The 26,031-nt window shown below is 39.2% G+C and carries 27 protein-coding genes, 1 tRNA gene and 1 pseudogene; 27 read left to right on the forward strand and 2 right to left on the reverse strand.

Annotated features, from left to right (window positions below; genetic code table 11):
* Positions 1-153: 153 nt before the first annotated feature.
* A complete protein-coding gene (locus tag K1I44_RS11445; RefSeq protein WP_219986197.1) occupies positions 154-1,491 on the reverse strand; it encodes an MATE family efflux transporter in 1,338 nt (445 codons plus the stop codon).
* 153 nt (positions 1,492-1,644) lie between these two features.
* Here K1I44_RS11445 and K1I44_RS11450 point away from each other — a divergent pair, with 153 nt between their 5' ends.
* Complete coding sequence (locus tag K1I44_RS11450; RefSeq protein WP_003398687.1) at positions 1,645-3,060, forward strand: alanine/glycine:cation symporter family protein; 1,416 nt, start codon at positions 1,645-1,647, stop codon at positions 3,058-3,060.
* Positions 3,061-3,084: 24 nt separating this feature from the next.
* On the opposite strand, the gene K1I44_RS11455 is transcribed toward K1I44_RS11450, so the two are convergent.
* On the reverse strand, positions 3,085-4,338 hold the full coding sequence (locus tag K1I44_RS11455) for a two-component system sensor histidine kinase NtrB (protein ID WP_219986198.1): 1,254 nt from the start codon (positions 4,336-4,338) through the stop codon (positions 3,085-3,087).
* 169 nt (positions 4,339-4,507) lie between these two features.
* Here K1I44_RS11455 and K1I44_RS11460 point away from each other — a divergent pair, with 169 nt between their 5' ends.
* The 26 genes and pseudogenes from K1I44_RS11460 (at position 4,508) to arsC (ending at position 26,003) form a co-directional block, all read left to right on the forward strand.
* Entirely contained in the window at positions 4,508-4,714 is a 207-nt protein-coding gene (locus tag K1I44_RS11460) for a YuzF family protein (RefSeq protein WP_003398689.1), read from the forward strand.
* 13 nt (positions 4,715-4,727) lie between these two features.
* The gene (locus K1I44_RS11465) at positions 4,728-5,624 is read left to right on the forward strand and encodes a manganese catalase family protein (protein WP_219986199.1); all 897 of its coding nucleotides are present in this window, start codon (positions 4,728-4,730) and stop codon (positions 5,622-5,624) included.
* Between the two features lie 157 nt (positions 5,625-5,781).
* A complete protein-coding gene (ilvA, locus tag K1I44_RS11470; RefSeq protein WP_219986200.1) occupies positions 5,782-6,990 on the forward strand; it encodes a threonine ammonia-lyase in 1,209 nt (402 codons plus the stop codon).
* Positions 6,991-7,101: 111 nt separating this feature from the next.
* Positions 7,102-7,305: a hypothetical protein gene (locus K1I44_RS11475; protein ID WP_021094053.1), complete on the forward strand. Its 204-nt coding sequence runs from the start codon at positions 7,102-7,104 to the stop codon at positions 7,303-7,305.
* A 14-nt stretch (positions 7,306-7,319) separates the two neighbouring features.
* On the forward strand, positions 7,320-7,529 hold the full coding sequence (locus tag K1I44_RS11480) for a DUF6501 family protein (RefSeq protein WP_006318546.1): 210 nt from the start codon (positions 7,320-7,322) through the stop codon (positions 7,527-7,529).
* A gap of 101 nt (positions 7,530-7,630) precedes the next feature.
* Entirely contained in the window at positions 7,631-8,284 is a 654-nt protein-coding gene (locus K1I44_RS11485) for a nitrous oxide reductase accessory protein NosL (protein WP_219986201.1), read from the forward strand.
* Positions 8,285-8,409: 125 nt separating this feature from the next.
* Complete coding sequence (locus K1I44_RS15615; protein ID WP_035066385.1) at positions 8,410-8,805, forward strand: GntR family transcriptional regulator; 396 nt, start codon at positions 8,410-8,412, stop codon at positions 8,803-8,805.
* Positions 8,792-9,691, forward strand: coding sequence for an ABC transporter ATP-binding protein (locus tag K1I44_RS11495; protein ID WP_219986202.1), 900 nt, complete (start codon positions 8,792-8,794; stop codon positions 9,689-9,691). The genes K1I44_RS15615 and K1I44_RS11495 overlap by 14 nt, the downstream gene beginning before the upstream one ends.
* Entirely contained in the window at positions 9,666-11,591 is a 1,926-nt protein-coding gene (locus K1I44_RS11500; RefSeq protein ID WP_219986203.1) for a DUF6449 domain-containing protein, read from the forward strand. The genes K1I44_RS11495 and K1I44_RS11500 overlap by 26 nt, the downstream gene beginning before the upstream one ends.
* 198 nt (positions 11,592-11,789) lie before the next feature.
* Positions 11,790-12,410 (forward strand): zinc metalloprotease, encoded by a 621-nt coding sequence (locus K1I44_RS11505; RefSeq protein WP_219986204.1) that lies wholly within the window; start codon positions 11,790-11,792, stop codon positions 12,408-12,410.
* A 24-nt stretch (positions 12,411-12,434) separates the two neighbouring features.
* Positions 12,435-13,031, forward strand: coding sequence for a hypothetical protein (locus K1I44_RS11510; RefSeq protein WP_219986205.1), 597 nt, complete (start codon positions 12,435-12,437; stop codon positions 13,029-13,031).
* 211 nt (positions 13,032-13,242) lie between these two features.
* Positions 13,243-15,708, forward strand: a pseudogene (locus tag K1I44_RS11515) (U32 family peptidase).
* Positions 15,709-15,790: 82 nt separating this feature from the next.
* Positions 15,791-16,351, forward strand: coding sequence for a thioredoxin family protein (locus tag K1I44_RS11520; RefSeq protein ID WP_219986206.1), 561 nt, complete (start codon positions 15,791-15,793; stop codon positions 16,349-16,351).
* Positions 16,352-16,539: 188 nt separating this feature from the next.
* A complete protein-coding gene (locus tag K1I44_RS11525; protein ID WP_003398700.1) occupies positions 16,540-16,740 on the forward strand; it encodes a cold-shock protein in 201 nt (66 codons plus the stop codon).
* Between the two features lie 271 nt (positions 16,741-17,011).
* Positions 17,012-18,373, forward strand: a complete 1,362-nt coding sequence (glnA, locus tag K1I44_RS11530; protein ID WP_219986207.1) for a type I glutamate--ammonia ligase — start codon at positions 17,012-17,014, stop codon at positions 18,371-18,373.
* Positions 18,374-18,472: 99 nt separating this feature from the next.
* Positions 18,473-19,267: an SGNH/GDSL hydrolase family protein gene (locus K1I44_RS11535; protein WP_219986208.1), complete on the forward strand. Its 795-nt coding sequence runs from the start codon at positions 18,473-18,475 to the stop codon at positions 19,265-19,267.
* Positions 19,267-20,178 carry an ABC transporter ATP-binding protein gene (locus tag K1I44_RS11540; RefSeq protein WP_219986209.1) on the forward strand — a complete coding sequence of 304 codons (912 nt, stop codon included), beginning with the start codon at positions 19,267-19,269 and terminating at the stop codon, positions 20,176-20,178. Before K1I44_RS11535 ends, K1I44_RS11540 begins: the two co-directional genes overlap by 1 nt.
* The gene (locus K1I44_RS11545; protein WP_219986210.1) at positions 20,171-21,151 is read left to right on the forward strand and encodes an ABC transporter permease; all 981 of its coding nucleotides are present in this window, start codon (positions 20,171-20,173) and stop codon (positions 21,149-21,151) included. Before K1I44_RS11540 ends, K1I44_RS11545 begins: the two co-directional genes overlap by 8 nt.
* Complete coding sequence (locus K1I44_RS11550; RefSeq protein ID WP_219986211.1) at positions 21,151-21,789, forward strand: NUDIX hydrolase; 639 nt, start codon at positions 21,151-21,153, stop codon at positions 21,787-21,789. Before K1I44_RS11545 ends, K1I44_RS11550 begins: the two co-directional genes overlap by 1 nt.
* A complete protein-coding gene (locus K1I44_RS11555; protein WP_219986212.1) occupies positions 21,786-22,745 on the forward strand; it encodes an MBL fold metallo-hydrolase in 960 nt (319 codons plus the stop codon). Before K1I44_RS11550 ends, K1I44_RS11555 begins: the two co-directional genes overlap by 4 nt.
* Positions 22,746-22,796: 51 nt before the next feature.
* Positions 22,797-22,889, forward strand: a tRNA-Ser gene (locus tag K1I44_RS11560).
* 71 nt (positions 22,890-22,960) lie between these two features.
* Positions 22,961-23,563 carry a ribonuclease H1 domain-containing protein gene (locus tag K1I44_RS11565; protein ID WP_219986213.1) on the forward strand — a complete coding sequence of 201 codons (603 nt, stop codon included), beginning with the start codon at positions 22,961-22,963 and terminating at the stop codon, positions 23,561-23,563.
* 31 nt (positions 23,564-23,594) lie between these two features.
* Positions 23,595-23,717, forward strand: a complete 123-nt coding sequence (locus K1I44_RS11570; protein ID WP_219986222.1) for a YrzI family small protein — start codon at positions 23,595-23,597, stop codon at positions 23,715-23,717.
* Positions 23,718-23,920: 203 nt separating this feature from the next.
* Complete coding sequence (locus tag K1I44_RS11575) at positions 23,921-24,253, forward strand: ArsR/SmtB family transcription factor (RefSeq protein WP_219986214.1); 333 nt, start codon at positions 23,921-23,923, stop codon at positions 24,251-24,253.
* Positions 24,254-24,271: 18 nt separating this feature from the next.
* Positions 24,272-25,570: an arsenic transporter gene (locus K1I44_RS11580; protein ID WP_219986215.1), complete on the forward strand. Its 1,299-nt coding sequence runs from the start codon at positions 24,272-24,274 to the stop codon at positions 25,568-25,570.
* Between the two features lie 16 nt (positions 25,571-25,586).
* Positions 25,587-26,003: an arsenate reductase (thioredoxin) gene (gene arsC / locus K1I44_RS11585; RefSeq protein WP_219986216.1), complete on the forward strand. Its 417-nt coding sequence runs from the start codon at positions 25,587-25,589 to the stop codon at positions 26,001-26,003.
* Positions 26,004-26,031 lie beyond the last annotated feature (28 nt).

The raw sequence follows: 26,031 nt of genomic DNA on the forward strand, positions 1-26,031 counted from the left end.
AAGTTACGATCCCTTCAATCACATGGTATAGATTTAAGTTACCACAAATAAGGAAAAAAGAAAAGAAGAAAAAATTCACGAGGAAAGTGAACTTTTTCTTGACTCCCCACTTTTTCAACACTTTGAAGCAAGAGGGACATCACCTCTTGCTTTTTAATTTTTCCATTTTTGCATTAAACGCATCCATAGTAAAATAGCCCCTGAAGCTAAACCGACAATAAGACCAAGCCAATACCCGAACGGTCCAGCGGTTGTGTAATGTGCGAATACATATCCAACAGGTAAACCGACTAACCAATACGACACGAGCGCAATGAAAAATGGGAAGCGAACATCTTTATAACCACGTAACGCTCCTTGGATCGGGGCAGCAACGGCATCTGAGAATTGAAAAAATAAAACATATAACAAGAACTGCTTCGTCCATTGCAAAACAAGATCGTCATTCGTATATAGCGAAGCAATTGTTTCACGAAACAATAATAGGACGATAGAGGCAACGACAGCCATCATAACAGCTGCCGAAATGCCGATAATACAGTAACGCTTCGCATGCTCTAACCGCTTTGCTCCGACTTCAAATCCGACAATAATGGTCAAAGTGAGAGAAACGCTTAGTGGAACCATATACAAAAGTGAACCGAAGTTTAGTGCGGCTTGATGTGCCGCGATCGTTGCTGTTCCGAATTGACTCATCAACAACGTGACAGCAGAAAAAATACTTGTCTCAAAAAAGATAGCTAATCCGATCGGTGTACCGATTGAAAATAATTGTTTCCACACGGGAAACGAGATTGGACGCACCTTTTTTAACACATGATATGTTGAAAAAGGCTTACGGAAACGAATGAGTAAAAACACACATAACAATAAGCACCAATATGTGATGCTTGTCGCGTACCCTGCGCCCACTCCGCCGAATGCCGGTATACCCCATCGTCCAAAAATGAATACGTAGTTCAGTAAAATATTTAAAGGCAATGAACATAGTGTTAGCATCATTGTAACGTTCGTTCGCCCGAGGGCATCGATGAAAGAACGAAGTACGTGATAAATAAAAATAGGGACAATACCAATACATAATGCTTTCAAATATTCATAAGCGACAACTTGCACATCATGTTCGATCGGCATATGTTGCAGTAAAAAAGGAACGAGATAATAAATGATTACAAGTACAAAGCAGGCAAAGGTGATCGCTAAGTATATTGCTTGTTCTACCGTCCGAGTAATGCGTTCACTGTCTTTTGCCCCGAATGCTTGGGCGACGATTGGAGTTAAACCAGTTAACACCCCTCCAATTCCTGTAAATAGAGCAACCCAAATGTTTGAACCAATGGCTACACCAGCTAAATCAATTGCGCGATATTTTCCCGTCATCATGACATCAAAAAAATTCATCATATACAGACTGATTTGAGTAAGAAAAATAGGAAGTAAAATATATGAAAACTGTTTTATTTTTTCTTTTAACGTATATGTTTCTTTCATATGTTCCTCCAAATACATGTGAAAAATGTAGACAAATGACATTATAACATATCATTTTTATATATTCATAGAGAACCCCTCTTGCTTTTCATGTTAAGTTTTGTTACATTAAAAAAGTCGTTTTTATTACGAACATCATGTGAGGTGACGGATATGCAAGTATTACAAACGATTGTATCATTTTTGAACAACATTTTATGGTCGTATGTTCTCATTGCCCTTTTAATTATTTTAGGATTGTACTTTACATTCCGTACGAAGTTTGTTCAGTTTCGCTATTTTGGTGAAATGGTTCGTGTCATTACGGAGACGCCAGAAAAAAAAGGTGCCATTTCATCGCTACAAGCATTTTTCATGAGCACAGCGTCTCGTGTAGGTACAGGGAACTTAGCGGGCGTAGCGTTGGCCATCTCCGTCGGTGGACCTGGGGCGGTATTTTGGATGTGGCTTATCGCTTTAATTGGTGGTGCATCGAGCTTTGTGGAAAGCACGCTTGCTCAAGTTTATAAAGTAAAAGATAAAAATGGATATCGTGGTGGACCTGCTTATTATATTGAACAGGGGCTAAAAAAGCGTTGGCTAGGTGTATTATTTGCAGTTTTAATTACATTTGCATTTGGTCTTGTCTTTAACTCTGTTCAGGCGAATACGATTACGTTTGCGTTTGAGCATGCATTTCAAATGGATCGGATCGTCATCGGTATTTTACTTACTGTTCTGACGGCATTTATTATTTTCGGTGGTGTGCATCGTGTTGCGAAAGCATCGTCGATCATCGTTCCCGTTATGGCCGGTTTATACTTATTGATTGCGTTTTATGTTGTGTTGACAAACATTGCTGAATTGCCATCTGTATTTGCTTTGATCTTGAAAAATGCATTTGGTGTTGAACAAGCTGTAGGTGGAGGATTTGGTGCAGCAATTATGATGGGGATTAAACGAGGTTTATTCTCTAACGAAGCCGGCATGGGAAGCGCGCCGAACGCCGCGGCGACAGCAGAAGTTTCCCATCCTGTAAAGCAAGGTTTAATTCAAACATTAGGTGTATTTGTAGATACGTTAGTAGTTTGTAGCGCAACAGCGTTCATGATCTTATTATCAGGCGACTATATGAAGGAAGGGCTTGATGGAATCACGTTAACACAAACGGCATTGAGCACACACATTGGTGAGTGGGCACAAGGATTTGTGGCAGTCAGCGTATTTTTATTTGCATACAGTTCGATTATTGGAAACTATTATTACGGTGAAACAAATATTGAATTCATTCGTTCGAGTAAGGTATCATTATTGATCTATCGTTTAGCTGTATTATTCATGGTTATTTGGGGATCTGTATCGAGCATTCAAATCGTATGGGATTTAGCTGATTTATTCATGGCGTTTATGGTGGTTGTAAACTTAATTTCGATTTTCTTGCTCGGTCGTGTTGCTTTTGCTGCCTTACAAGACTATACAACACAACGAAAACAAGGAAAAAATCCGGTATTTTACGCACGTAATATAGGTATGGACAATCAGGTAGAATGCTGGAAAGAGGAACAAGCGGAGCAGAAAAAAGAAGCGTAAAAATGAGGCTGCGATGAAGCAGCCTCATTTTTTTAAATAAACGGGCAGTTCGATAATAAAACATGTGCCACGCCCGAATTCGCTTTGCACACGCATCGAACCTTTATGAAGTTCAATAATTTTTCGCGACAAAGATAGGCCGAGACCTGTTCCCGTTTGTTTCGTCGAAAAAAACGGATCAAAGATGTGATGAATAATTGTAGGAGGGATGCCAGGTCCATTGTCGTGAACGTAAATTTGAACAAGGTCATTGTGCAAAGCTGTTTGAATGTGTACATTCAATGATTTTTCTGTTTTTGCTTCAATCGCATTGCGCAATAAGTTAATAAACACCTGCATCAGTTGATTTTTGTCAATATAAACACCATGATGTTGTAGTTTTTCATCTAGACCGTATGAAAGCTCTACATTGTGAAGAAGGGCTTCGCTTCGTAATAAAAGATCTAAATCGTTTTGAATAAATTCGTTTATGCCAATCCACTCTGCTTTCATTTCGTTTGGTTTTGCAACGTTTAAAAAGTCTGTAATAATATCGTTTGCTCGATCGAGTTCGGGAATTAACAGTTGTTCGATAAGTGTGACAATATGTTCAGGTAGTTGCTCTTTCAAAAACTGTAAATATCCTCTTACGGTAGTTAACGGATTTCGAATTTCATGCGCAATCCCGGCAGCAATTCGCCCAGCGATCGCTAATTTTTCAGCTTCTTTCATTTGATTAAGCGATTGAAACATACTAATGACGCGTTTAATTGATCCATCTTCATTGTATAAAATACGTGTATTAATAATGCCATAGTACCGATCAAGCACTTCACAATTGTAAAGTGGTTGTTTTGTCCGCAATGTTTTTAGCGTCATAATCTGTTCATCAGGAATGTTTAACAACTCCCGAATATGTTTTCCAATGATTTCATCTCGATTGACGCCAACGTCGTTCGCTGCCTGTAAGTTACATAATGTAATGATTCCGTCCGCATCAACAAAGACGATATGATGGGAAACAAGATCAAAAATAGGCGCTAAAAATTGTTCAACTTGTTCAAATGGATAATCTTTTTGTAAATCCATTTTCCATTGTATTATTGGTTTTTGCCGCTCATTTTTTTCCACTTTTTCGACGGTCGGGGGAGATATATCATTTTCCTTTTTCAACATCTTTCCTATCTCGTGATCGACGTACGAAAATGGAAAAGGAATGTGTTCGATAAAACGTTTATATAATTTCACTTCTTCTTCAAGAGCGTTTATTTTCCGTTTTAATTGCTCATGAGTTTCCATCGTTCTAACTCCTCGTTTCACTATTTCTATGTTGAAGTTTATCGTAAAACAAATAAATCGGCTAGTATGTATTTTATTTTTTTATAAAACTATGTTCTAAATGAAAAATGTAATAAACACAAATACGAGTGAATAAACTGGAAAAGAAAAGCTAGAAAGGGGGAGGAAAATGACACCGCAATTTATGGCTTTCATCGACCCTTATGTTTATCAAACGTTACAAACGATTAAAGGAAGGGAAGTAGTAATCGAAACGGTGCGTGGAAATATGCAAGGCATAATTCAAGATGTAAAACCAGATCACATTGTATTAAAAAGTAGCGATACCCTCTTTTTTGTTCGCATTCAGCAAATTATTTGGATTATGCCAAAATAAGAGGGGGAGTGCAATGTTTACAAGAGTGAACAAACTGCAGATTGAATTGCCGAAATCTACGTACGCGGATGCAAATGCCGCAGCAGCAGTACAAGAGTTGCTCGGCGGAAGATTCGGGGAAATGTCAACGTTAAATAATTATTTGTTTCAGTCGTTCAACTTTCGTGAAAAGAAAAAATTAAAACCTTTTTATGATTTAGTTGCAAGTATTACAGCAGAGGAATTAGGTCATGTCGAACTTGTTACAACGGCGATTAATCTATGTTTGACGGGAACAACGTTTGAAGGGGATCCGGATGTTACTCCGATGCAAAGCGGGGGAGATAAACGAAATACGTACCATTTTATCGCGACAGCACAAACCGCTTTACCAGGGGATTCAATGGGGAAATCGTGGTCAGGGGATTACGTCTTCAACAGTGGGAACTTAGTTTTAGATTTGCTGCACAATTTTTTCTTAGAATGTGGTGCTCGTACACATAAAATGAGAGTATATGAGATGACCGATCATCCTGTCGCAAGAGAAATGATCGGTTATTTACTTGTGCGTGGAGGAGTGCACATTATCGCTTATGCGAAAGCACTTCAAATTGTCACAGGTGTTGATGTGACAAAAATGTTGCCAATCCCTAACTTAAGCAATGATAAATTTGATGCAGCACGTAAATACGAACAGCAAGGATGGCATCGGAAGTTGTACACATTTAGTGAACATGATTATCAAGACGTAAAGCAAATTTGGAAAGGAACGCATCCGCTTGATGGGGGACAGCTCGAAGTGATTCAAGGAACACCAGCGGGAGCGCCGATCCCCGATTTGGAATCGGTCGAGGAAACATTTGCCCCAGGAATTTCATACGAGGATTTTCTCGAAATTGCAAGACGTCTTCAACAATCAGCGGGGTTGTGAGCTGTGCAATACGCATAGCTTTTTTTTTCTTTCCAAATTTAAATAATAGAACTATGTTCTAAATAATCAATTAAAAATCAAAGAAAGACAATAGGCGATTGCTTGTTTATGATCAAATAACATATAATGAAAAAGACGCAAAGGAGGATGAGATGAATTGATCACGCTACAACACATATACGAAGCGCAACAACGAATGAAAACAGTTGTTCACAAAACTCCTCTTGAATTTTCACAAACGTTTAGTCGACTATCAAATAATCGAGTGTACATGAAATTAGAAAACTTACAGAAAACAGGTTCATTTAAAGTTCGAGGATCGTACAATAAAATCATTTCATTGAGCGAAGAAGAGAAAAGGCGTGGGGTAATTGCAGCTTCAGCGGGCAATCATGCACAAGGGGTAGCTTATTCTAGCAGCATGATCGGAATACCATGTACCATCGTCATGCCGAAGGGGGCGCCATTAAGTAAAATTCAAGCGACACAAAGTTATGGCGCAAACGTTATTCTACACGGTGATGTATTTGACGAATCGTTAGAATATGCCCGAAAGCTTCAGCAAGAAACAGGTGCAACATTCGTTCATCCGTTTGATGACCCAGCCGTTATTGCTGGACAAGGTACAATTGGTTTAGAATTATTTGACCAGCTTGACCATATTGATGCAGTCGTTTGCCCTGTTGGTGGCGGTGGGTTACTTGCAGGATTAGCTATTGCTATGAAACAAAAAAAGCCTACTATCCGCATATATGGCGTTGAATCTGCTGCTTGTGCAAGCACCACAGCGGCTAAACAATATAATCAACCCGTTATGATTACTCCATCAAATACAATTGCGGACGGGATCGCTGTTAAACGAATTGGGGATTTAACGTTTTCATACATACAAAAATATGTGGATGATATTGTTTGTGTGGAAGAAACAGATATTTCACGAACGATGTTATATTTACTCGAACGAAATAAATTGCTTGTTGAAGGGTCTGCGGCTTGCTCACTAGCAGCTTTATTATATAAAAAAATTCCGCTTGAAGGAAAAAATATTGTAGCCATTTTAAGTGGGGGAAATGTCGATGTAACGCTCATTTCACGAATTATTGAACGAGGGCTCGTTGAATCAGGACGATTCGTCACATTTTCAACAGTCATTTCTGACAAACCGGGACAGTTAAATAAATTGTTGCGCATTATCGCCGACTTAGAAGCGAACGTCATGTCCATTGATCATCAACGAATGGGGACAAACGTTCTCCCAGGGCAAGCAGAAGTGCGATTTTCCCTTGAAACAAAAAATAGGGAGCATATTGATCAAATTCAGCGTGTGTTGATACAATCCGGATACGCGATTCGTCGCCTTGATTAAAAACGTAAATCGTACATCTTTTTCTTCACATAAAACAATGCTTTTAAAATGACGCCTTTTTTACTATTATTAAATTAAATAAACGATTGACATTAAAGGTGGGGAGAACAAATGAAACAAATAGAGTTTTTTATCGTTCCGCACCCAAGGGGAACCGTACGAGTAGATGTATATAAAAAAAACGGGTCGTACGAAGCGCACGCCAAATTTAAAGATGTGGCTACAGCGCAAGCAAGCGGAAACGATAAACATTTTGCGGTACTACAAGCGCTGCATGAGCTTGCTAAATTTTTAAATAAATATAAAGGATCTTGAAGGAGGAATCAATCATGATTCATTTAAACTGGCATGAAAGACCAACGATAAAAACGGTTGTATGTAACCATACAAATGCCGAAAAGTACATCGTACATAACGTGTTAACACCCGGCAAAGAATATGAAGTAAAAAATGAAACAGATGACTTTTATTTTATTATCGATAATCGAGGCAAAGTCGGGGGATATTATAAGCATTATTTTACAGAAAAAGCGGTGTAATGCCGCTTTTTTTCATTTTCCACACAACATTCTCAAATAAATTTCACAATTATGTATTATACTCGCTTACGGATTGAATGAAAATAAGGGGGATCTTAGTGATGAAAAAATGGATCGTGCTGTTGATCGGTGCACTTTTCTTCGCTCTAGCAGGATGCAACAATCAAGCGGAGAAGAAACAAGAAGAAACAAAACAAGCAGAGGAAAAACAAGCAGAACAAAACAAAGAACAGTCAAATGAAGAAGATGTGTTTGAGAAAGCAGCGATGGCTGAACCAGATGAAAACACTGTGTGTGTATTTTGTAATATGAAAGTGTATCCAAAGGAACACGAGCTTGGCAAATTTACAGCGAAATCTGCAACAGAAAACGGTGACGTCTTGTTTTTTGATGACATCGGGTGTTTATTTAACTATGAGCGCGATCACGGTGAGGCTGCGAAAAAATATGTACGCGACTACAATACGTTAGAATGGATTGAATTACAAAACGCGACAGTGGTGAAAGCTGACATTAAGACACCGATGAATTATGGATATGCGTTTTTTGCAAAAAAAGAGGATGCTGACAAGTTTGTAAGTGAACAACCGGGCGCGATGATCGTATCATGGGAAGATGTTGACAAAGTCGCCCATGAACGTTATATGAAAAAGAAACAGATGATGCAAAACAAAAAAGATGGCCATGGGAACAACATGGATCAACATGGTCATGACAATGGAGATATGAAACAAGATGGACACAGCCATAACTAAAAAGCTGCCTTTCTGGCGGCTTTTTCATTTTTTGAAAACTATTTTTTAGAAACTATTTACAACAACTGTATTATTTAATATAATACAGTTATTACAGTTGGTACAGATAGGGAGGAGGTGGGGATATGTTTGATCTTGATTTACGAAGCCGAAAACCGATTTATGAACAGCTTATAGAAAAAATGAAAGAAATGATCATTCATGATGTGTTAAAACCAAATGAGCAACTACCGTCTGTTCGCTTGCTAGCAAAACAATTAACCATTAATCCAAATACGATTCAAAAAGCATATCGAGAGCTAGAAAGAGAAGGATACATTTACTCTATTCCTGGGAAAGGGAGTTTTGTCGCTAATAAAAAAGAGGCGATTTACGATGAAAAAGTAAAACAACTAGAAGAAAGTATATTCAAACTATGTCAAGAAGCATTTTATATCGGGGTAAAAAAAGAACATATTTTTTCGATTGTGGAACGTGCACAAAGCACGATGCGAGGAGGAGAGGAACTTGATTCAAATTAATCATGTAAGCAAGCGATTTGGAGAATTAGAGGCGATTAAAGATGTGACATTTTCCGTTCCAAAAGGGTCGATTTATGGATTACTTGGATCAAATGGTGCTGGGAAAACAACACTGTTGAAAATGATTGCAGGTATTTATAAACAAGACAAAGGAACGATTACTATTGATGGTGAGCCGATTTTCGAAAACATTAAGCAAAAAGAACGAATCATTTTTTTACCTGATGCACTCTATTTCTTCCCACATACAACAATTGGACAAATGGCTGACTTTTATCGTCATATATATCCAAAATGGAACGAAGAGCGTTTTCGCAACATGCAAGAACTATTCCTGATTGACGTAAATAAAAAAATTCACCGTATGTCAAAAGGAATGCAGCGGCAAGTTGCATTTTGGTTAGCATTTTCTACTATGCCTGATGTGCTCATTTTAGACGAACCACTTGATGGGCTAGATGCTGTCATGAGACAAAAAGTGAAAAACATTTTATTTCAGGACGTAGCGGAAAGAGAAATGACCGTTGTTATTTCCTCGCACAACTTATTTGAAGTAGAAGATTTATGTGACCGTATTGGCATGTTACACCGCGGTTCGCTCATCATTGAAAAAGAGGTAGATAACTTGAAAACAAACATTCATAAAGTGCAAGTAGCATTCCAAGGACAAATTCCTTCCTCTTTTCTACAACATATAGATGTCGTTTACCAAGAACAACGTGGTAGCGTTTTACTTTGTATTGTTCGTGGGGAAGAAGAACAAATCATTGCACATATTGAGAAACATGAGCCAATTTTGTTTGATTTATTACCACTAACATTAGAAGAAATATTTATTTATGAAATGGGGGAGCAAGGATATGCCATTGAAAACATTCTTGTTTAATCGTGGAATATTTACTCAAATTGTTCGCAACGTCGGATGGGTTGCACTTGTTTATTTCGTCGGCCTTCTTTTTGCACTACCTATCCATATTTTTATGATGACTGAAGATGAAAATTGGCTTATGCATCATCAGACGGGTCGCATATTTGATATCGGAAGTATAATTCAATTTTCCCTTATGTTCACACTTCCTGTGTTGCTTGCCATCTTTTTATTTCGCTATATGCAAGTGAGATTGTCTGCAGATTACATTCACAGTCTGCCAGTTAAACGGGAGGCACTGTTTCTTCAGCATATTGTTGCTGCGATGATCATTCTTACTGTGCCCGTCGCAATGATTGCGGGATGTTTAATAATCATGAAACCGCTTCTTCCTGTTTCGCTATATTCACTGAAGCATATAGCCATTTGGTTTACAGGTACGGTAGCAATGAATGTATTATTATTTTCTGGAACGGTGTTTGTTGGGATGTTTACTGGCATGTCCATGCTACAAGGCGTATTTGCTTATGTTCTGTTTTTCTTCCCAGCAGGAATATTCGTTTTACTTATGTTTAACTTGAAATATTTTTTATACGGTTTTGCATATGAATATTATTTATCCTATAACATTGACAAAATCGTGCCTTTTATTCGGGCATTGAACTGGGAATCAAAACCTATTCAACTAATCGAAATATGTATATATATTGTGCTCGCTTTTATATTTTATGTATTGAGTGTATGGCTATACAAAAAACGACATGTTGAAGCAGCAACAGATGCGATCGCTTTTCGTCCGCTCCGCCCCGTATTCACATATGGTTTTACATTTTGTGTCATGCTTGTCGGTGGAGCATATTTCGGGGAGATGCAACAACGAATAACTTGGATCATTTTTGGATATGTATTCGCTTCATTGATCGGCTACTTCATTGCCCGTATCATTTTAGAAAAAACATGGCGCGTGTTCACGCATTGGAAAGCATACGTTCAATATATAGGTTTTATTGCCGTTGTCAGTTTATTATTTGCATTTGACTTATTTGGTTTTGGGAAATACCAACCCCCGTTAAATGACATTGAACGAGCATATTTTGGTGATCATATATACTATTTTGAAAATGATAATGAAAACGGGGAGAATGCGTTTTTCTACGAAAGAGACAACATCGAGCACATTTATTTGTTCCATCAGCAGTTAATGAAGCAGCAAAAATTGCAAACTGAAAATACTAAACATGTTGTCATTGGTTACGACTTGAAAAACGGAAAACGGATTGTTCGTCAATATGCTGTACCATTAGAAGTATATAATCAGTTTTACAAACCTATTTTTCATTCGCTTGAGTTTAAGAAAAATCACTATCCAATTTTGCGTATAAATGATTTCAAAAACGTTTTACAAGTACGAATAGATTCTAATTTAGGAGGGAAAGCCGTTCGATTGCGTGATCGTGAGGAGATCGAATCGTTTTTACACATACTACAGCGTCAGTTGGTAGATGAAACATTTGATCCAATCGCATGGAATCGAGAATGGGGAGCAATTACCGTCACGTATGAAAAACAAAATGGAATAACCGAGGAAACTATGATCAAGTGGAAAAAGTCGTATCATCTCGTAGATGAATGGTTGCAGCAGCGCGGTTTATTGCAGCAAGCACGGGCGACAGTAGAAGACGTGAGCGAAGTGAAAATAATTAAAAACACAAAACGGTTGAAAACATATGAGTGGACAGATGACATGATTGAACGAGCCGAGGGAATCGTCGTAGAAGATAAAACAAAAATAGAACAATGTATGCAAATGGCTGGTTGGGATGAACGTGCGGATTATATTGTCGTTACCTACTATAAAAGTGGATATGCCGACATACAGTCATTTACTAAACATTTTATCCCTCCATTCCTTCATTGAAGACCTGAGTGCTCAGGTCTTTTTTTCGTTGTTGGCAAAAGCCACGTATCATGGCTTGAAGAATCGATCGTGATAACGGATGGCCATGTTGTAGTGCTTAATGAATATAGAATTCTCAAGAATGACAGTTCACAATTATTACATATTTCTTCGCTCGTGGTGAAATATTTTTGAAAAAAGAAGGAATTAAGAGAATGAATGGAGAACGGTATCCGTGAAATGAATATTTTAGGGAGAGAGGAAATTATGAATGTAAAAAGAATTTTATTACTTATTCCCTCGCTAGCTTTTTTACTACCAACCATCCTAGTTAGTGCCCACTCAGATCACTATAACCCTAATGGATATGCTGGGGCACAAAATCTTAAGTATTGGCGTGATGCTAGCGTTTCCAGTACAGGTTATCATAACCGTGCAGACACCGCATATGCAACTTGGAATAACATTTCTTCAAAGGTTGCTATTTCACGAGTCACTTCTGAGCCTACATATTATAGCATTGTTGTTTATGCAGGAACTATCTCCGGCTCAACCGTTTATGCGGTCGCAGACTATTGGACGTATGGCTTTTTCGGATGGAGTCAAGTAAATCCGGGGGATGCAAGGGATCGTTCAAGAATCCGACTCAACACACCTCAAATGAATACACTAACTTCTGCTGAATCAACTGACGTTATTATTCACGAATTTGGACACGCGCTAAGTTTGAGACATAATGACGATTCAGGTGCATCTGTAATGAAGGAGTATGAACTAACAACATACGGATCGCCTCAACAAACGGATAAAGACCATTTAAAACAAAAATGGGGATATTAATAGATAAGCGGGGATATTACGAATATGAAAAGAAACAAGATTATCATTGCTTCGGTAGCTCTGTCAGGTTTTATTTCTCTCGTCTTGAGTCTATGGTATATGTCGGCTGATAAAAAAGTAAGTTTATCAATTATTCATGCTAAACAAGTATCCTTTAACACAGTAGATGAAATAATTAACTTTTCTCAACTTGTTGTCACTGGAAAACCACTTGAAAGTGAGAACTTCGTAACATTCGATGAGAGAGGGTTTACAGTAGATGCGTATACAATTACTCAGTTTAAAATAAACAAGGTTCTTGAAAATAAAACTACCTACGATTATAAAGCTGGAGATATTATCAAGGTAGCTGAACCAAGCTACATTTACGATAATGGTATTATGCCAGGAAAGACTAAATTTTCAATTAACAACTACCGAAACATGGATAAAAACCATAGCTACCTGCTGCTTCTTGTGCCTGATTTTAAATACGATGATCTGTACGTAATTTCTGGTGTCAATGAGGGTAAACACAACATTGATATTCCTGGTAATGATGGCGAAAAAGTTGGTGTGCCTCATGGAGAAAAGAATTATAAATTTAAAGAGGAATTAATGAAAAAGTTTAATTTAAAGTAATTCAGATTTTGACATTCAGTTCTTTTCAAAACATCTTGTTCCCCCATTTATTCATCGTCTTTGGCGAGGAGACCTCTACTTCAAGCGTTAGCTAAGTGAGGTAGTTGACTAGAAGACCTGTACGTTCAGGTCTTTTTCTTTGTTGGCAAACGAGGGGGATATTCGGTAATATATTGTTGTTCATGATAAAAAATAGAGAGGTTGACCAGCTGTGAGAAAAATTGAACTGTTAGCGCCGGCGGGAGATTGGGATTGTCTTCGTGCTGCTGTTGCCAATGGAGCAGACGCCGTTTATTTTGGTGTGGATAAATATAATGCACGTGTACGGGCGAAAAATTTTCGCATGGAAGAATTAAAAGATGTGATGGCTTATTTGCATAAATACAACGTTCGTGGATATGTTACTTTTAATATTTTAGTGTTTGAAAATGAGCTAGAAGAAGCAAAGCAGCTCGTTGAAGCATGTATAGATGCAGGAGTAGATGCACTGATTGTCCAAGATTTAGGGCTTGTCAAACTTATTCGCGATATGTCGCCTGATTTTCCGATTCACGGATCAACACAAATGACCGTTACATCTCCGGAAGCAGTCGAGTTTTTGAAGCCTTATAACTTGGAAGTGGTGGTGCTCGGTCGCGAAAATAATTTAACACACATTCAAAAAATTGCTGAGAAAACGAACGTTCCTTTAGAAGTATTTGTTCACGGAGCACTTTGCGTATCATATTCTGGGCAATGTTTGACGTCAGAAATGTGGGGTGGGCGTTCAGCCAATCGCGGAGAATGCGCCCAAGCTTGTCGCCTCCCATACGATTTAATCGTTGATGGCGAGCAAAAAGAAATGGGAAACGTCGCTTACTTACTTTCACCAAAAGATTTAGCTGCTCTTGATCTCGTTCCGGAACTTATCGAAGCAGGGGTAAGCACGTTTAAAATCGAAGGGCGATTAAAGTCACCAGAATATGTAGCGAATGTTGTCAGCAAATACCGAAAAGCTATTGATGAATATTTAGCAGGACGCCATTATACTCCTTCAACGGAGGAAATACGTGAACTACAACAAAGCTTTAGCCGAGGATTTACACATGGCTTTTTAAAAGGAACGAACAACAAACAGCTTGTTGACGGAACGTTTCCGAAAAGCCGTGGTGTATTTCTTGGAACGGTCAAAAAAGTATTAAAAGACGGGGTTTTATGTGAACTGCAAGCTCCGTGAAAACGTGGAGATGGTATCGTATTTGATGCAGGCCGCCCAGAGGAAAAAGAAGAAGGCGGACGCGTGTATGACTTACGAAAAAACGGAAAAAAAATCGAAGGAGAAGTCGAAAAAGGGCTTGTTGAAATCATCCCAGGTCGACATGACGTCAATTTAACGCGCGTGCGTGTAGGAGATCGTATTTGGAAAACGAGCGACCAAGAGCTTGATCGTCGTTTGCGTAAAACATTTGAAACCGAGCGACCATATCAGTTGTTTCCGCTAACGGTGCATGTGTACGGTGAAGCAGGAAAACCGCTCATTTCAACGTGGCGTGACGAAACAACAGGGAATGAAGTCGTCGTTCAATCCGAACAAATGTTAAATGTTGCGCAAAAACGGCCATTAACATTAGATTTTATAAAAGAACAGTTCGGCAGATTAGGTGGAACTATTTTTGAGCTAAAAGACGTTGATATGCATATGAATGGTGACGTCATTCTTCCGGTTAAAGAATTAAACCAAATGAGAAGAAAAGCGGTTGAACAGCTCATTAAGAAACGTCAACAACCACGGTTGTATATAAAACAAACAGTGGATTTGACATCCCCTTATCGACAAAAGCAACGAACTACAACCCCTGCCTTAATGGCCCTTTGCCGTACAATGGAGCAAGTAGAAGTTGCATGTCATACAGACGTAGACATGGTATATGCGGATTTTGAGTTTACAACCGACTATCCGAAAGCCGTCCAGATGGCAAGGGCTGCAAATAAACCAATTGCCTTAGCTACTCCTCGTATTCATATGCCTGGGGAAAATGGAATTTTGAGAGGGATTTTAAAGGCTGAGCCGGACGCTATTTTAGTTCGTAGTTTAGGGGCAGTACAGTATTATACAAGTCAATCGGTACAACAACAGCTGATTGGAGATTTTTCGCTTAACATTTCAAACCATCTGGCTGCACAGTTGTTTTTATCTCGAGGGCTTGATAGGATCACCCCTTCATATGATTTAAATATTCAACAAATGATTGATTTACTTGAAGCGGCACCAACAGAACATATCGAAATCGTTATTCACCAACATTTACCGATGTTTCATACTGAACATTGTGTATACTGTACATTTTTAAGTGAGGGAACCGATTTTACGAACTGTGGACGACCATGCGAAAAGCATCGTGTATCTTTACGTGATCGAATCGGCATGCTTCACCCTGTTCGTGTAGATATCGGTTGCCGAAATACAGTGTACAATGCCATTGAACAATCTGGGGCAGAATATATTCCACACTTTTTATCCCTTGGTGTTTGCTCGTATCGTGTCGAGTTTTTGGAAGAGTCAGCGAAAAAAGTAGAAGAAGTCATCACATTATATCGCGAAGCGCTCGAAGGCAAACGGAGCGGTACAAGCGTATGGCGCACGTTAAAAGCTATTAATCAACTCGGCGTTACAAGAGGGCAGTTAATAAAAAAATAAGCGGGCTCAAGCTCGCTTATTTTTTGTTACTTGTACATTTTGCTATAATAGTAAATGAACGAAAAAAGAAAGGGTGATTTGTATGCCAGCTGTTGAATCAAACATGTTCCCACTAGGAGAGAAAGCACCATCATTTGAACTTGTTAACGTGATCAACGGACAAATCGTTCGGTTAGAAGACGTCAAATCCGATATTGCAACAGTCATCATGTTTATTTGCAATCATTGTCCATTTGTTAAACATGTTCAAGAGGAACTCGTCCGTCTCGCCAACGATTATCAACCAAAAGGGATTTCATTTATTGCCATTAATTCAAATGATGTGGAAAAATATCCGGACGATTCCCCAGAAAAAATGAAAGAGATAGCTGAACAACTTGGATATCCGTTTCCATACTTATTTGATGAAACACAAGAAGTAGCAAAAGCATATCAAGCTGCATGCACACCGGACTTTTACATATTCGATGGTGCGTTACAATGTGTTTACCGTGGTCAACTCGATGATTCACGACCAAGTAACGGGATCCCAGTGACTGGATCTTCTATTCGTACGGCTTTAGATGCATTGCTATCAGGGAAACCTGTCCCGAAAGAACAAAAGCCGGGCATCGGTTGTAGTATCAAATGGAAAGAAAAATAAAAAACATTTGACATTCTCGTTTCGAGCCTATATACTAAAGAAGTACCATTTCGTTCGTTATATCAATGATCGTTATAAGCTGCACCTTTGTCGGGTTCATCTTATAAGGACTTGGCAAAAGTGTAGCTTTTGTTTTATGAGTAATGCAACGGTGGTCAATCTTTAAAATTGTTTTGGAGGAATTTCACATGAACACAGGTAAAGTAAAATGGTTTAATGCAGAAAAAGGTTTTGGATTCATTGAGACGGACGGAGGTACAGACGTATTCGTTCACTTCACAGCGATCCAAGGTACTGGATTCAAAACGTTGGAAGAAGGCGAAAAAGTAACATTTGACATCGTGAATGGCAATCGTGGGCCGCAAGCGGCAAACGTCCAAAAAGCATAAATCGTCAAACGTACGGGGTCTCGCTTTTCGTGGGATCCCGTTTTTATATGCAACAAAACAAATTCACACTGGCGCAGCTTCGGAGCTGCAAGGACGGAGGAGAGGTAGGGGTTCCGTCGTTTTTGTTTGTTCAAACACGCTTATGAAAAGCGTGTCTTTTTTTAAATAAAAATACAGAAAATTTGATAAAAAACTATTGAAAAACGATAAATGATTCCATATAATAAACTCATGTTATAAAAATATACATAAGAATGTGAGGTAATGTAACATGAGTGAATTACTTGTCCCTGAACAAACAAACACTTCGACGCTTGAACAAATTAAAGAAATCATCAAGCAAAAACATGTTGAACTATTACATTTACAATTTGTTGATATTGAAGGTGTTTTAAAGCATGTCACGGTGACAGCGGAACAACTAGATGATGTAGTAGAAGGAAAAATAATGTTTGATGGATCTTCTATCAAAGGTTTTTCACCAATCAATCGCTCAGACTTATATTTACTTCCTGATTTACAAACGTTTGCGGTACTACCGTGGACAGTAGAAGATGGATACGCAGAAGCACGTTTTCTTTGCTCTGTGATGAATCCAGACGGAACGTTATTCGATGGCGATCCACGTAACGTATTGAAAAAAACAGTTGAACGAGCGAAACAAAAAGGATATACGATCTCCGTTGGTCCTGAATTAGAATTTTTCTTGTTTAAAACAGACGAAAATGGAAATCCAACAACAACACCACAAGATAACGGCGGATATTTTGAGCCATCACCAAAAGACCTCGGTGAACGCGTTCGCTTAGACATTTATCGTGCATTAAAAGCAATGGGATTTACGATTGAGGCTTCGCATCATGAAGTGGCTGAAGGTCAACATGAAATTAACTTTAAATATGCGGATGCGCTTAGTTCCGCTGATAATGCAACAACATATAAATGGGTTGTAAAAACGATCGCTAAAAAATATGGATTGCATGCGACGTTTATGCCAAAGCCGATTTTCGGTATTAACGGTTCAGGTATGCACGTAAACATTTCGCTATTTAAAGATGGAGAAAATGCGTTTTTTGATCCAGCGGATGACAATCAATTATCTGAAACGGCATATCAATTTATTGCTGGTTTATTGCACAACGTAAAAAGTTTCGCAGCCATTACCAATCCACTTGTAAACTCATACAAACGTCTTGTGCCAGGATACGAGGCTCCATGCTATATTGCTTGGTCGGCGTCAAATCGCTCAGCATTAATTCGAATCCCAGCTAAACGTGGATTAGCAACACGCGTTGAACTTCGTTGTCCAGACCCGTCCGCAAACCCGTATTTAGCTTTTGCAGTCATTGCTGAAGCAGGACTGGACGGCATAGAAAAAAGTAGCACTTGCCCTGCGCCAATTGATGAAGACATTTTCCACATGACAGCTGAACGTCGTGCAGAGCTTGGTATTGAAAACCTCCCAGGCAGTTTAGGAAAAGCGATTGAACAATTGGAAGGTGGGTTGATCGGCCGTCACACACTAGGTGATCATGTATTTAACGAATATATCGCAATGAAAAAGAATGAATGGGATAGCTATCGGACAGCTGTTCATACTTGGGAAATTGAACATTATCAAACGAAGTTTTAAAAGCGAGCACATTGAGCTCGCTTTTTTGCATGTTTTCATTATGTGTTTACACAACACATGGTATATGATGATAGGTAGAAAAAAGGAAAGGGTGATATCGTGGCTAAACGAATCATTTCAATCGTTGTCGCCATTTGCGTTGCCACAACGATGTTATGGATTTTCGGTTTAATCGTTACTATTCAAGACCAGTTTTTTTATGAAGCTTCTTCATCAACAAAACAAATCGAGGCGACAAATTCAAACTCAAAACAAAAAGATGCGCTTTCGATTGTCGCTCTCGGCGATTCGTTAACGCGTGGAACTGGAGATGAAACAGGAAAAGGATATGTCGGTCATGTGATGGATGAACTTAAAAAACGAACGGACAAACAAATTCAATTTACTAATTTAGCAATTAAAGGGCAACGGTCTGCACAGCTTATTGAACAGTTGAAACAAAAAGAAGTGCAACGTCAAATAATAGAAGCAGACATCATCTTGATGACGATTGGAGGAAATGATTTATTTCGCGGTGGTGAAGCATTGCGCGATTTGTCGACAACACAAATAGAAAAAGAAAAGAAAAAATTTATTGAACAACTAAATACAATTTTCCTACTTATACGTAAGATAAACGAAGATGCACCTGTATTTTATATCGCTCTATACAATCCATTTAACGATTTAGACAACGGAAAAGAAACGTCGGCGATTGTTAGAAATTGGAACTATGCCGCATCCGAAGTGGCCGCCCAATACAAGTCCATCATTTGTGTTCCAACGTACGATTTGTTCGAACTTCAAGTAAACGACTATTTATATACGGATAAATTCCATCCAAATAAAGAGGGATACAAACGAATGGGTGAACGCGTCGCCGCACTTATCACATTAACGGAAGGAGAGAAATAATGGAAGAAACGTTAGTTGTACAAAACGTAAAAAAAACGATTGGAAAAAGAGAAATTATTAAAGGACTTTCGTTTTCTTTAAAAAAAGGAGAAGTGTTCGGCTTTTTAGGCCCAAATGGCGCAGGAAAAACAACGACGATTCGTATGCTCGTCGGATTAATCAAGCCGACATCCGGGAAGATTTTTGTTTGCGGATATGACTTGCAAAAACAATTTACAAAAGCCATTCAACATATTGGCTGTATCGTTGAAAATCCTGAACTTTACCCATATTTAAGCGGATGGGAAAATCTTGAGCATTTTGCACGTATGTTGCCATCCATTTCTACAACACGCATTCAAAAAGTTGTTGAGCTCGTCGGCTTACAAAATCGGATTCATGATCTCGTTCGAACATACTCTCTTGGCATGCGGCAGCGTCTCGGTATCGCACAAGCGTTACTTGGAAAACCTACCGTGCTCATTTTAGATGAGCCAACGAACGGTCTAGACCCTGTCGGCATTCGCGAAATGAGACAATTTATTCGTACACTTGCCGAACAAGAACAGCTAACCGTTCTCGTTTCTTCCCATTTGTTAAGCGAAATACAACTGATGTGTGATCGGGTGGCCATCATGTCTAAAGGGGAAATTATTCGCATTGATACAGTTGAACATTTATTGAAAGAACAAGCACGGACATACTGGAATGTTCACCCGATTCATATCGCAAAACAAATATTAAAAAACGAAACAACCGTTCTAGGTGAAAAAGATGACTTCATCGTTACAGTTTACGAATCAAACGAAGTCATCGCCCGTTGTAATGCCCGCCTAATTGAAGCTGGAGTGAGTGTGAGTAGTATTGAGCGCAAACTTCCAACACTCGAAGACTTATTTATCGAATTAACAGGAGGGGAAACGATTGATTAATCTCGTATACAATGAAATGTTAAAAATCGTTCGTAAAAAACGGTTGTTTATTATCGCAGCAATTGTTGCTGTTCTCGTTAGCTTATTTACATATGCGCAATTTAAACAGGTCGAAACGATTCGAGAACGAATCGGAACAACAGATTGGCGCACACAACTACAACAACAAATCATCGATACACAAAATCGGTTAAATTCGACAGGAATTTCTGAAGAGTGGAAAAAATTCCTTAAAATTCGTTTACAACAACAACAATATTATTTAGACAATGACATTAATCCGATGGCACCTGGTGCACCGACGTTTATGCGCATGTTCATCGAAAATTCGATTGAACTGTTTTTGCCGCTTCTTGTTATGGTCATTGCCGCTGACCTTGTCTCGTCAGAAGCAAGCGGGGGAACAATTAAACTATTGTTGACACGTCCTGTGAAACGATGGAAAATTTTAATGAGCAAATATATCGCTATGATTTTATCTACATCCTTTATCGTGTTTTCCGTTGCAGTTTTATCGTATGCCATCTCGGGCATTGTATTTGGATATGGCGGATGGAATTTACCTCTTTTAACAGGATTTTCGATTCAAGGTGAAGAATTAAATACAGCGGGTGTTCACCTCATTCCTCAATGGAAATACTTACTTATTGAATTTGGACTTGCTTTTTTTGTTTCACTCGTCGTCGGCACGCTTACATTTATGCTTTCCGTGTTGCTGCGTAGCACAGCAGCAGTAATGGGAATCATGCTCGCCGCTCTTATTTCTGGAGCGATTTTATCAAGCATGGTGTCGTCATGGGAATCCGCAAAATATTTGTTTATGGTCAATTTGCGACTCACAAGCTACGTTAGTGGCATGGCACCGCCTATTGATGGAATGACACTTTCATTTTCGATGACTGTACTAGCCATTTGGGCGCTTGTAGCGCTTATCATTTCTTTTTATGTATTTACGAAAAGGGATGTTTACTGATGAAAAAAAGGTTGTATACCGCGATGGAGAAGTTGCAACAGCGAACGCCAACGATCATGGACTTTGACACATTTGCTACATATGCCGTACTTCTCCCGCTCGTCCGTCAAAATGACGATATATTTGTTTTATTTGAAGTACGCTCATTACATTTGCGTCGTCAACCGGGGGAAATTTGTTTTCCAGGTGGAAAGATAGACGAATGCGATCAAAATCCGAGCGATGCCGCTGTTCGTGAAACGTGTGAAGAGCTAGGTATTCAAAAAGAAAATATTACACACATCGTTCCGCTTGATTACATGTTGTCGCCGTTCGGTATGGTCATTTATCCGTTTGCTGCGTTTGTAGATATGACGTGCATGAAAATAAATGAAAAAGAAGTGGCAGAAGTATTTACCGTTCCGCTATCCTTCTTTGTTGAAACAAAGCCAGACATATATCACGTTCAGCTTGAACCGAAACCCGAAGAGCATTTCCCGTTCGAACATATCCCAGGGGGAAGGCAGTATAATTGGAGGCCGCGACAAATTGAAGAACATTTTTATTATTACAAGGATAAAGTTATTTGGGGACTGACAGCAAAAATTGTTCATCATTTCACCCGACTCATTCAAACAAAGGAAGGAGAATACGCATGACAAAACCGGTTGATTTAGGGTTTAGTATTTCGCTTATTGATTTATATGACTTACAAACTGCTCAACGAACAGGAGCATATGTGTTTCAAGAAGAAGAAGTGACAATTATTGAAACGAGCGCAAGCCCCTCGATCCCACATTTAATTAAAGGGTTAGAAGCATTGTCCATTAAATTACACGATGTGAAAAATATTATCGTCACTCATATTCATTTAGATCACGCGGGCGGGGCGGGTGTGTTATTGCAGCATTGTCCAAATGCTCGCGTATTTGTCCATCCAAAAGGTATGCGCCATTTAGCTGATCCGTCTCGTCTTATTCAAGGAGCAAAAGCGGTTTATGGTGAAAAATTTGACGCATTGTTTGACCCGATCGTTCCAATTCCTGAAGACCGATTAATTGCAAAGGAAGATGGAGAGACGCTACAAATTGGAAAAGATCGCACGCTAACGTTTATGCATACACCAGGACATGCGAATCACCATTTTTCCATTTATGATCCAAAAAGCAACGGTATTTTTACAGGTGATACAGCTGGCGTTTTTTATCCGCAACTTCTTTCATACTACGTAGAGCTATACTTGCCATCTACATCACCAAATCAATTTGATCCCGAGGCGATGCTTGCATCCATTGAAAGATTTAAGGCATTACGTCCAGGTCGTATATATTTCGGTCATTTTGGCATGTCGCAGCAAGTGCAAACGGTTTGGGAACAGTTGCACTACTGGCTTCCTATTTTTGTTCAAGTAGGCAATGAAGTCGTGAGTGAACAAGCCAATCAATCGTTTACAGAAAAAACCGAGGCCGTTTTCAATCGTTTATTTGAGATCGTTCGTACCTTTTTGCGTAAACAACAAGTACCAGATGATGCTGATGTATATCAACTACTTCAACTTGATTTACAAGTATGCGCAATGGGGCTTGTTGATTACGTTGAGAAACAAAAAAGGTAATTGACGAAATATAACGTTTTCGCTATAATTTCTTTGGCACCCCCACTGTACGGAGGAGTACCCAAGTCCGGCTGAAGGGGTCGGTCTCGAAAACCGATAGGGGTGTCAAAGCCCGCGGGGGTTCGAATCCCCCCTCCTCCGCCATCTTCCTCTTCCTGTTCCTTCTTTAGTAATCTTCATCTTGTTTTTTATTTCAACTGCGAGGATGTGGCATATTGAAAAAGTATTATGTCGTTTGGCAAGGAGCAAAAACAGGCATTTTTTCATCTTGGGATGAGTGTAAACAGTACGTCATTGGCATTCCCGGGGCAAAATATCGCTCATTTTTATCGAAAGAAGAAGCGGAGCAAGCATTTGCATCTGGTCCAATGATGGGCGGCGCGAAGAAGAATAAGGTCGTCGAACGTTCAATGAGTTATATAGAAGAAAGCTTGTGCGTAGATGCAGCATGTAGCGGCAATCCTGGTGCAATGGAATACCGAGGAGTACATACGAAAACAAGGGAAGAGTTTTTTCGTGTTGGACCGATGATCGGTACGAACAACATTGGTGAATTTTTAGCCATTGTACACGGACTAGCATGGTTACAGAAACAAAACAAAAATTGGCCGATTTATTCAGACTCCGCTACGGCTATAAAATGGGTGAAAGAAAAAAAAGCGAATACGACGCTTGCCTGTACTGCTGAAACGGAACGTGTTTGGCAGCTCGTTGAACGCGCCGAAGCGTGGTTGCGCACACACCATTATACAAACGAAATTATAAAGTGGGAAACGGAACAATGGGGAGAAATTAAAGCGGACTTTGGACGAAAGTAAAAGGAGAGGGAATCAACCTTCTCCTTTTTGCATGTCATCAAGTTCTATTCAACGACGAATATGGACGGCTGAAGAAATAGAACAAGAACAGCTCATTCATCAACTCGAAGAAGAGATTATGGATCGCAAATGTTCAATGTACCAATGGTTTTAATTTAGAAAACAAATACATGTTGAAGGGGGAATGAAAAATGAAACAACAACCTAAAACGAATATCACATGGACGGTAGATGACGATTAGTTTTACACCAAAAGAGTTAATCAATCGATCAGCTCTTTTTTAAGTTTACAAAATCTTTACTTGTCTATATAAGTACATGCTTATATAATGATTATCGAATGAAGGAGGGAGGTATATGTGTCAAATCGAAGAAGTAGCTAACATTTTAAAACTACTAGGTGATAAAACGAGGCTGAAAATCATGGCTATATTAAATGAAGCGGATTGTTGCGTATGTGAGCTCGTTGATATTTTACAAATGAGCCAGCCAGCGATTAGTCAACATTTACGGAAATTAAAAGATAGTGATTTAGTGAAAGAAACGAAAAAAGCGCAATGGGTGTTTTATTCACTAAACAAACAACATGAATTTTATTCATTAGTTCAAAACATTCTCGTTCACTTACCGAATCAGAAAGAAGAAATTCGTAAGCTTGAGGCAAATGGAATGCGCATCCGTTGTGAATAAGATGAGAGGAGTGTTTTTTTGCTTTCTGTTATTCTCGCATCATTGATTTTTCTCGTGACACTTTTGTTTGTCATCTGGCAACCACGGAATTTATCGATCGGTTGGTCGGCATGCGGTGGTGCGATATTAGCGCTGCTCGCTGGGGTTGTTGATTTTCAAGATGTAATTGACGTGACAAATATTGTATGGAACGCCACACTTGCGTTTATTGCAATTATTATTATTTCATTAATTTTAGATGAAATCGGTTTTTTTGAGTGGGCAGCTTTACATATGGCACGAGCTGCTAATGGGAATGGCGTTCGTATGTTTGTATTCGTTTCCTTGCTTGGTGCGCTCGTGTCAACGTTTTTTGCTAACGATGGGGCGGCATTGATTTTAACACCAATTGTTTTGGCGATGGTGCGCGCGTTGCAATTTGACGAGCGAAACGTACTGCCGTTTATTTTAGCGGGGGGTTTTATTGCGGATACGACATCGTTGCCGCTTGTTGTGAGCAATCTTGTCAACATTGTATCAGCGGACTTTTTTAACATTAGTTTCGTTGAATACGCAACACGGATGATCGTTCCGAACTTTTTCTCACTTATAGCGAGCATCTTAGTGTTATATGTATACTTCCGAAAAGACATTCCGAAGCGCTACGAGTTGTCTCATGTCAAGCGACCGTACGAAGCCATTAAAGATGTACGCATGTTTCGATTGTCATGGTTCGTCCTTAGTGTTTTGTTAATCGGTTATTTTGTCGGTGAATTCGCAAACATTCCTGTTTCATTTATTGCTGGCGCTGTCGCTTTATTATTTTTATGGATGGGGAGACGCAGTCCCGCTGTGCATGTAAAACAAATATTAAAAGGGGCGCCTTGGGCTGTCGTTTTTTTCTCGATCGGGATGTATGTTGTTGTATACGGATTGCGTAACGTCGGATTGACGAACATTCTAGCTGATATGATCGAAGCGGCCGCCAATCAAGGACTGTTTATCGCAACGATGGCCATGGGCTTTATCGCAGCCATTTTATCATCTGTGATGAACAACATGCCAACAGTAATGATTGATGCGCTAGCCATTGCCGATACAAATACGACAGGAATCATTCGTGAAGCACTCATTTATGCGAATGTAATTGGCTCTGATTTAGGGCCGAAAATTACACCGATCGGTTCACTTGCTACACTTCTTTGGTTGCATGTACTTTCAACAAAAGGAGTAAAAATCACGTGGGGCGCTTATTTTAAAAATGGTTTAATTTTAACCATCCCAACGTTATTTATTACTCTCGTTGGGTTATATATATGGTTACTTATCATTCATTAAAAGGAGTCGAGGAGTAATGAAAAAAGTAATTTATTTTTTATGCACAGGAAACTCTTGCCGTAGCCAAATGGCAGAAGGATGGGCAAAAACATATCTTGGAGACGAGTGGGAAGTATATAGCGCTGGGATTGAAGCGCATGGTTTAAATCCGAACGCAGTCAAAGCGATGAAAGAAGTGGGGATTGATATTTCGAACCAAACATCTGACGTCATCGATCCAGAAATTTTAAACAAAGCCGATTTAGTCGTGACATTGTGCGGACATGCGGCTGATCATTGTCCCGTAACGCCGCCACATGTCAAGCGTGTTCATTGGGGATTTGATGACCCAGCTAAAGCAGAAGGGACAGAAGAAGAAAAATGGGCTGTTTTCCAACGCGTGCGCGATGAAATTGGAGCGAGAATTAAGCGGTTTGCCGAAACGGGAGAGTAAGAAACGAAGGTGAGCAGAAGACGTTCTC

The organism is Anoxybacillus sp. ST4, assembly GCF_019448545.1.
Lineage (GTDB): Bacteria > Bacillota > Bacilli > Bacillales > Anoxybacillaceae > Anoxybacillus > Anoxybacillus pushchinoensis.

Coding starts and splice junctions, on each gene's coding strand:
- K1I44_RS11500 (WP_219986203.1), top strand. CDS start 9,666: ATGCCATTGAAAACATTCTTGTTTAATCGTGGAATATTTACTCAAATT.
- K1I44_RS11555 (WP_219986212.1), top strand. CDS start 21,786: ATGACAAAACCGGTTGATTTAGGGTTTAGTATTTCGCTTATTGATTTA.
- arsC (WP_219986216.1), top strand. CDS start 25,587: ATGAAAAAAGTAATTTATTTTTTATGCACAGGAAACTCTTGCCGTAGC.
- K1I44_RS11450 (WP_003398687.1), top strand. CDS start 1,645: ATGCAAGTATTACAAACGATTGTATCATTTTTGAACAACATTTTATGG.
- K1I44_RS11460 (WP_003398689.1), top strand. CDS start 4,508: ATGACACCGCAATTTATGGCTTTCATCGACCCTTATGTTTATCAAACG.
- K1I44_RS11510 (WP_219986205.1), top strand. CDS start 12,435: ATGAAAAGAAACAAGATTATCATTGCTTCGGTAGCTCTGTCAGGTTTT.
- K1I44_RS11570 (WP_219986222.1), top strand. CDS start 23,595: ATGTCATCAAGTTCTATTCAACGACGAATATGGACGGCTGAAGAAATA.
- K1I44_RS11480 (WP_006318546.1), top strand. CDS start 7,320: ATGATTCATTTAAACTGGCATGAAAGACCAACGATAAAAACGGTTGTA.
- K1I44_RS11475 (WP_021094053.1), top strand. CDS start 7,102: ATGAAACAAATAGAGTTTTTTATCGTTCCGCACCCAAGGGGAACCGTA.
- K1I44_RS11575 (WP_219986214.1), top strand. CDS start 23,921: ATGTGTCAAATCGAAGAAGTAGCTAACATTTTAAAACTACTAGGTGAT.
- K1I44_RS11540 (WP_219986209.1), top strand. CDS start 19,267: ATGGAAGAAACGTTAGTTGTACAAAACGTAAAAAAAACGATTGGAAAA.
- K1I44_RS11465 (WP_219986199.1), top strand. CDS start 4,728: ATGTTTACAAGAGTGAACAAACTGCAGATTGAATTGCCGAAATCTACG.
- glnA (WP_219986207.1), top strand. CDS start 17,012: ATGAGTGAATTACTTGTCCCTGAACAAACAAACACTTCGACGCTTGAA.
- K1I44_RS11520 (WP_219986206.1), top strand. CDS start 15,791: ATGCCAGCTGTTGAATCAAACATGTTCCCACTAGGAGAGAAAGCACCA.
- K1I44_RS11525 (WP_003398700.1), top strand. CDS start 16,540: ATGAACACAGGTAAAGTAAAATGGTTTAATGCAGAAAAAGGTTTTGGA.
- K1I44_RS11550 (WP_219986211.1), top strand. CDS start 21,151: ATGAAAAAAAGGTTGTATACCGCGATGGAGAAGTTGCAACAGCGAACG.
- K1I44_RS15615 (WP_035066385.1), top strand. CDS start 8,410: ATGTTTGATCTTGATTTACGAAGCCGAAAACCGATTTATGAACAGCTT.
- K1I44_RS11445 (WP_219986197.1), bottom strand. CDS start 1,491: ATGAAAGAAACATATACGTTAAAAGAAAAAATAAAACAGTTTTCATAT.
- K1I44_RS11485 (WP_219986201.1), top strand. CDS start 7,631: ATGAAAAAATGGATCGTGCTGTTGATCGGTGCACTTTTCTTCGCTCTA.
- K1I44_RS11505 (WP_219986204.1), top strand. CDS start 11,790: ATGGAGAACGGTATCCGTGAAATGAATATTTTAGGGAGAGAGGAAATT.
- K1I44_RS11455 (WP_219986198.1), bottom strand. CDS start 4,338: ATGGAAACTCATGAGCAATTAAAACGGAAAATAAACGCTCTTGAAGAA.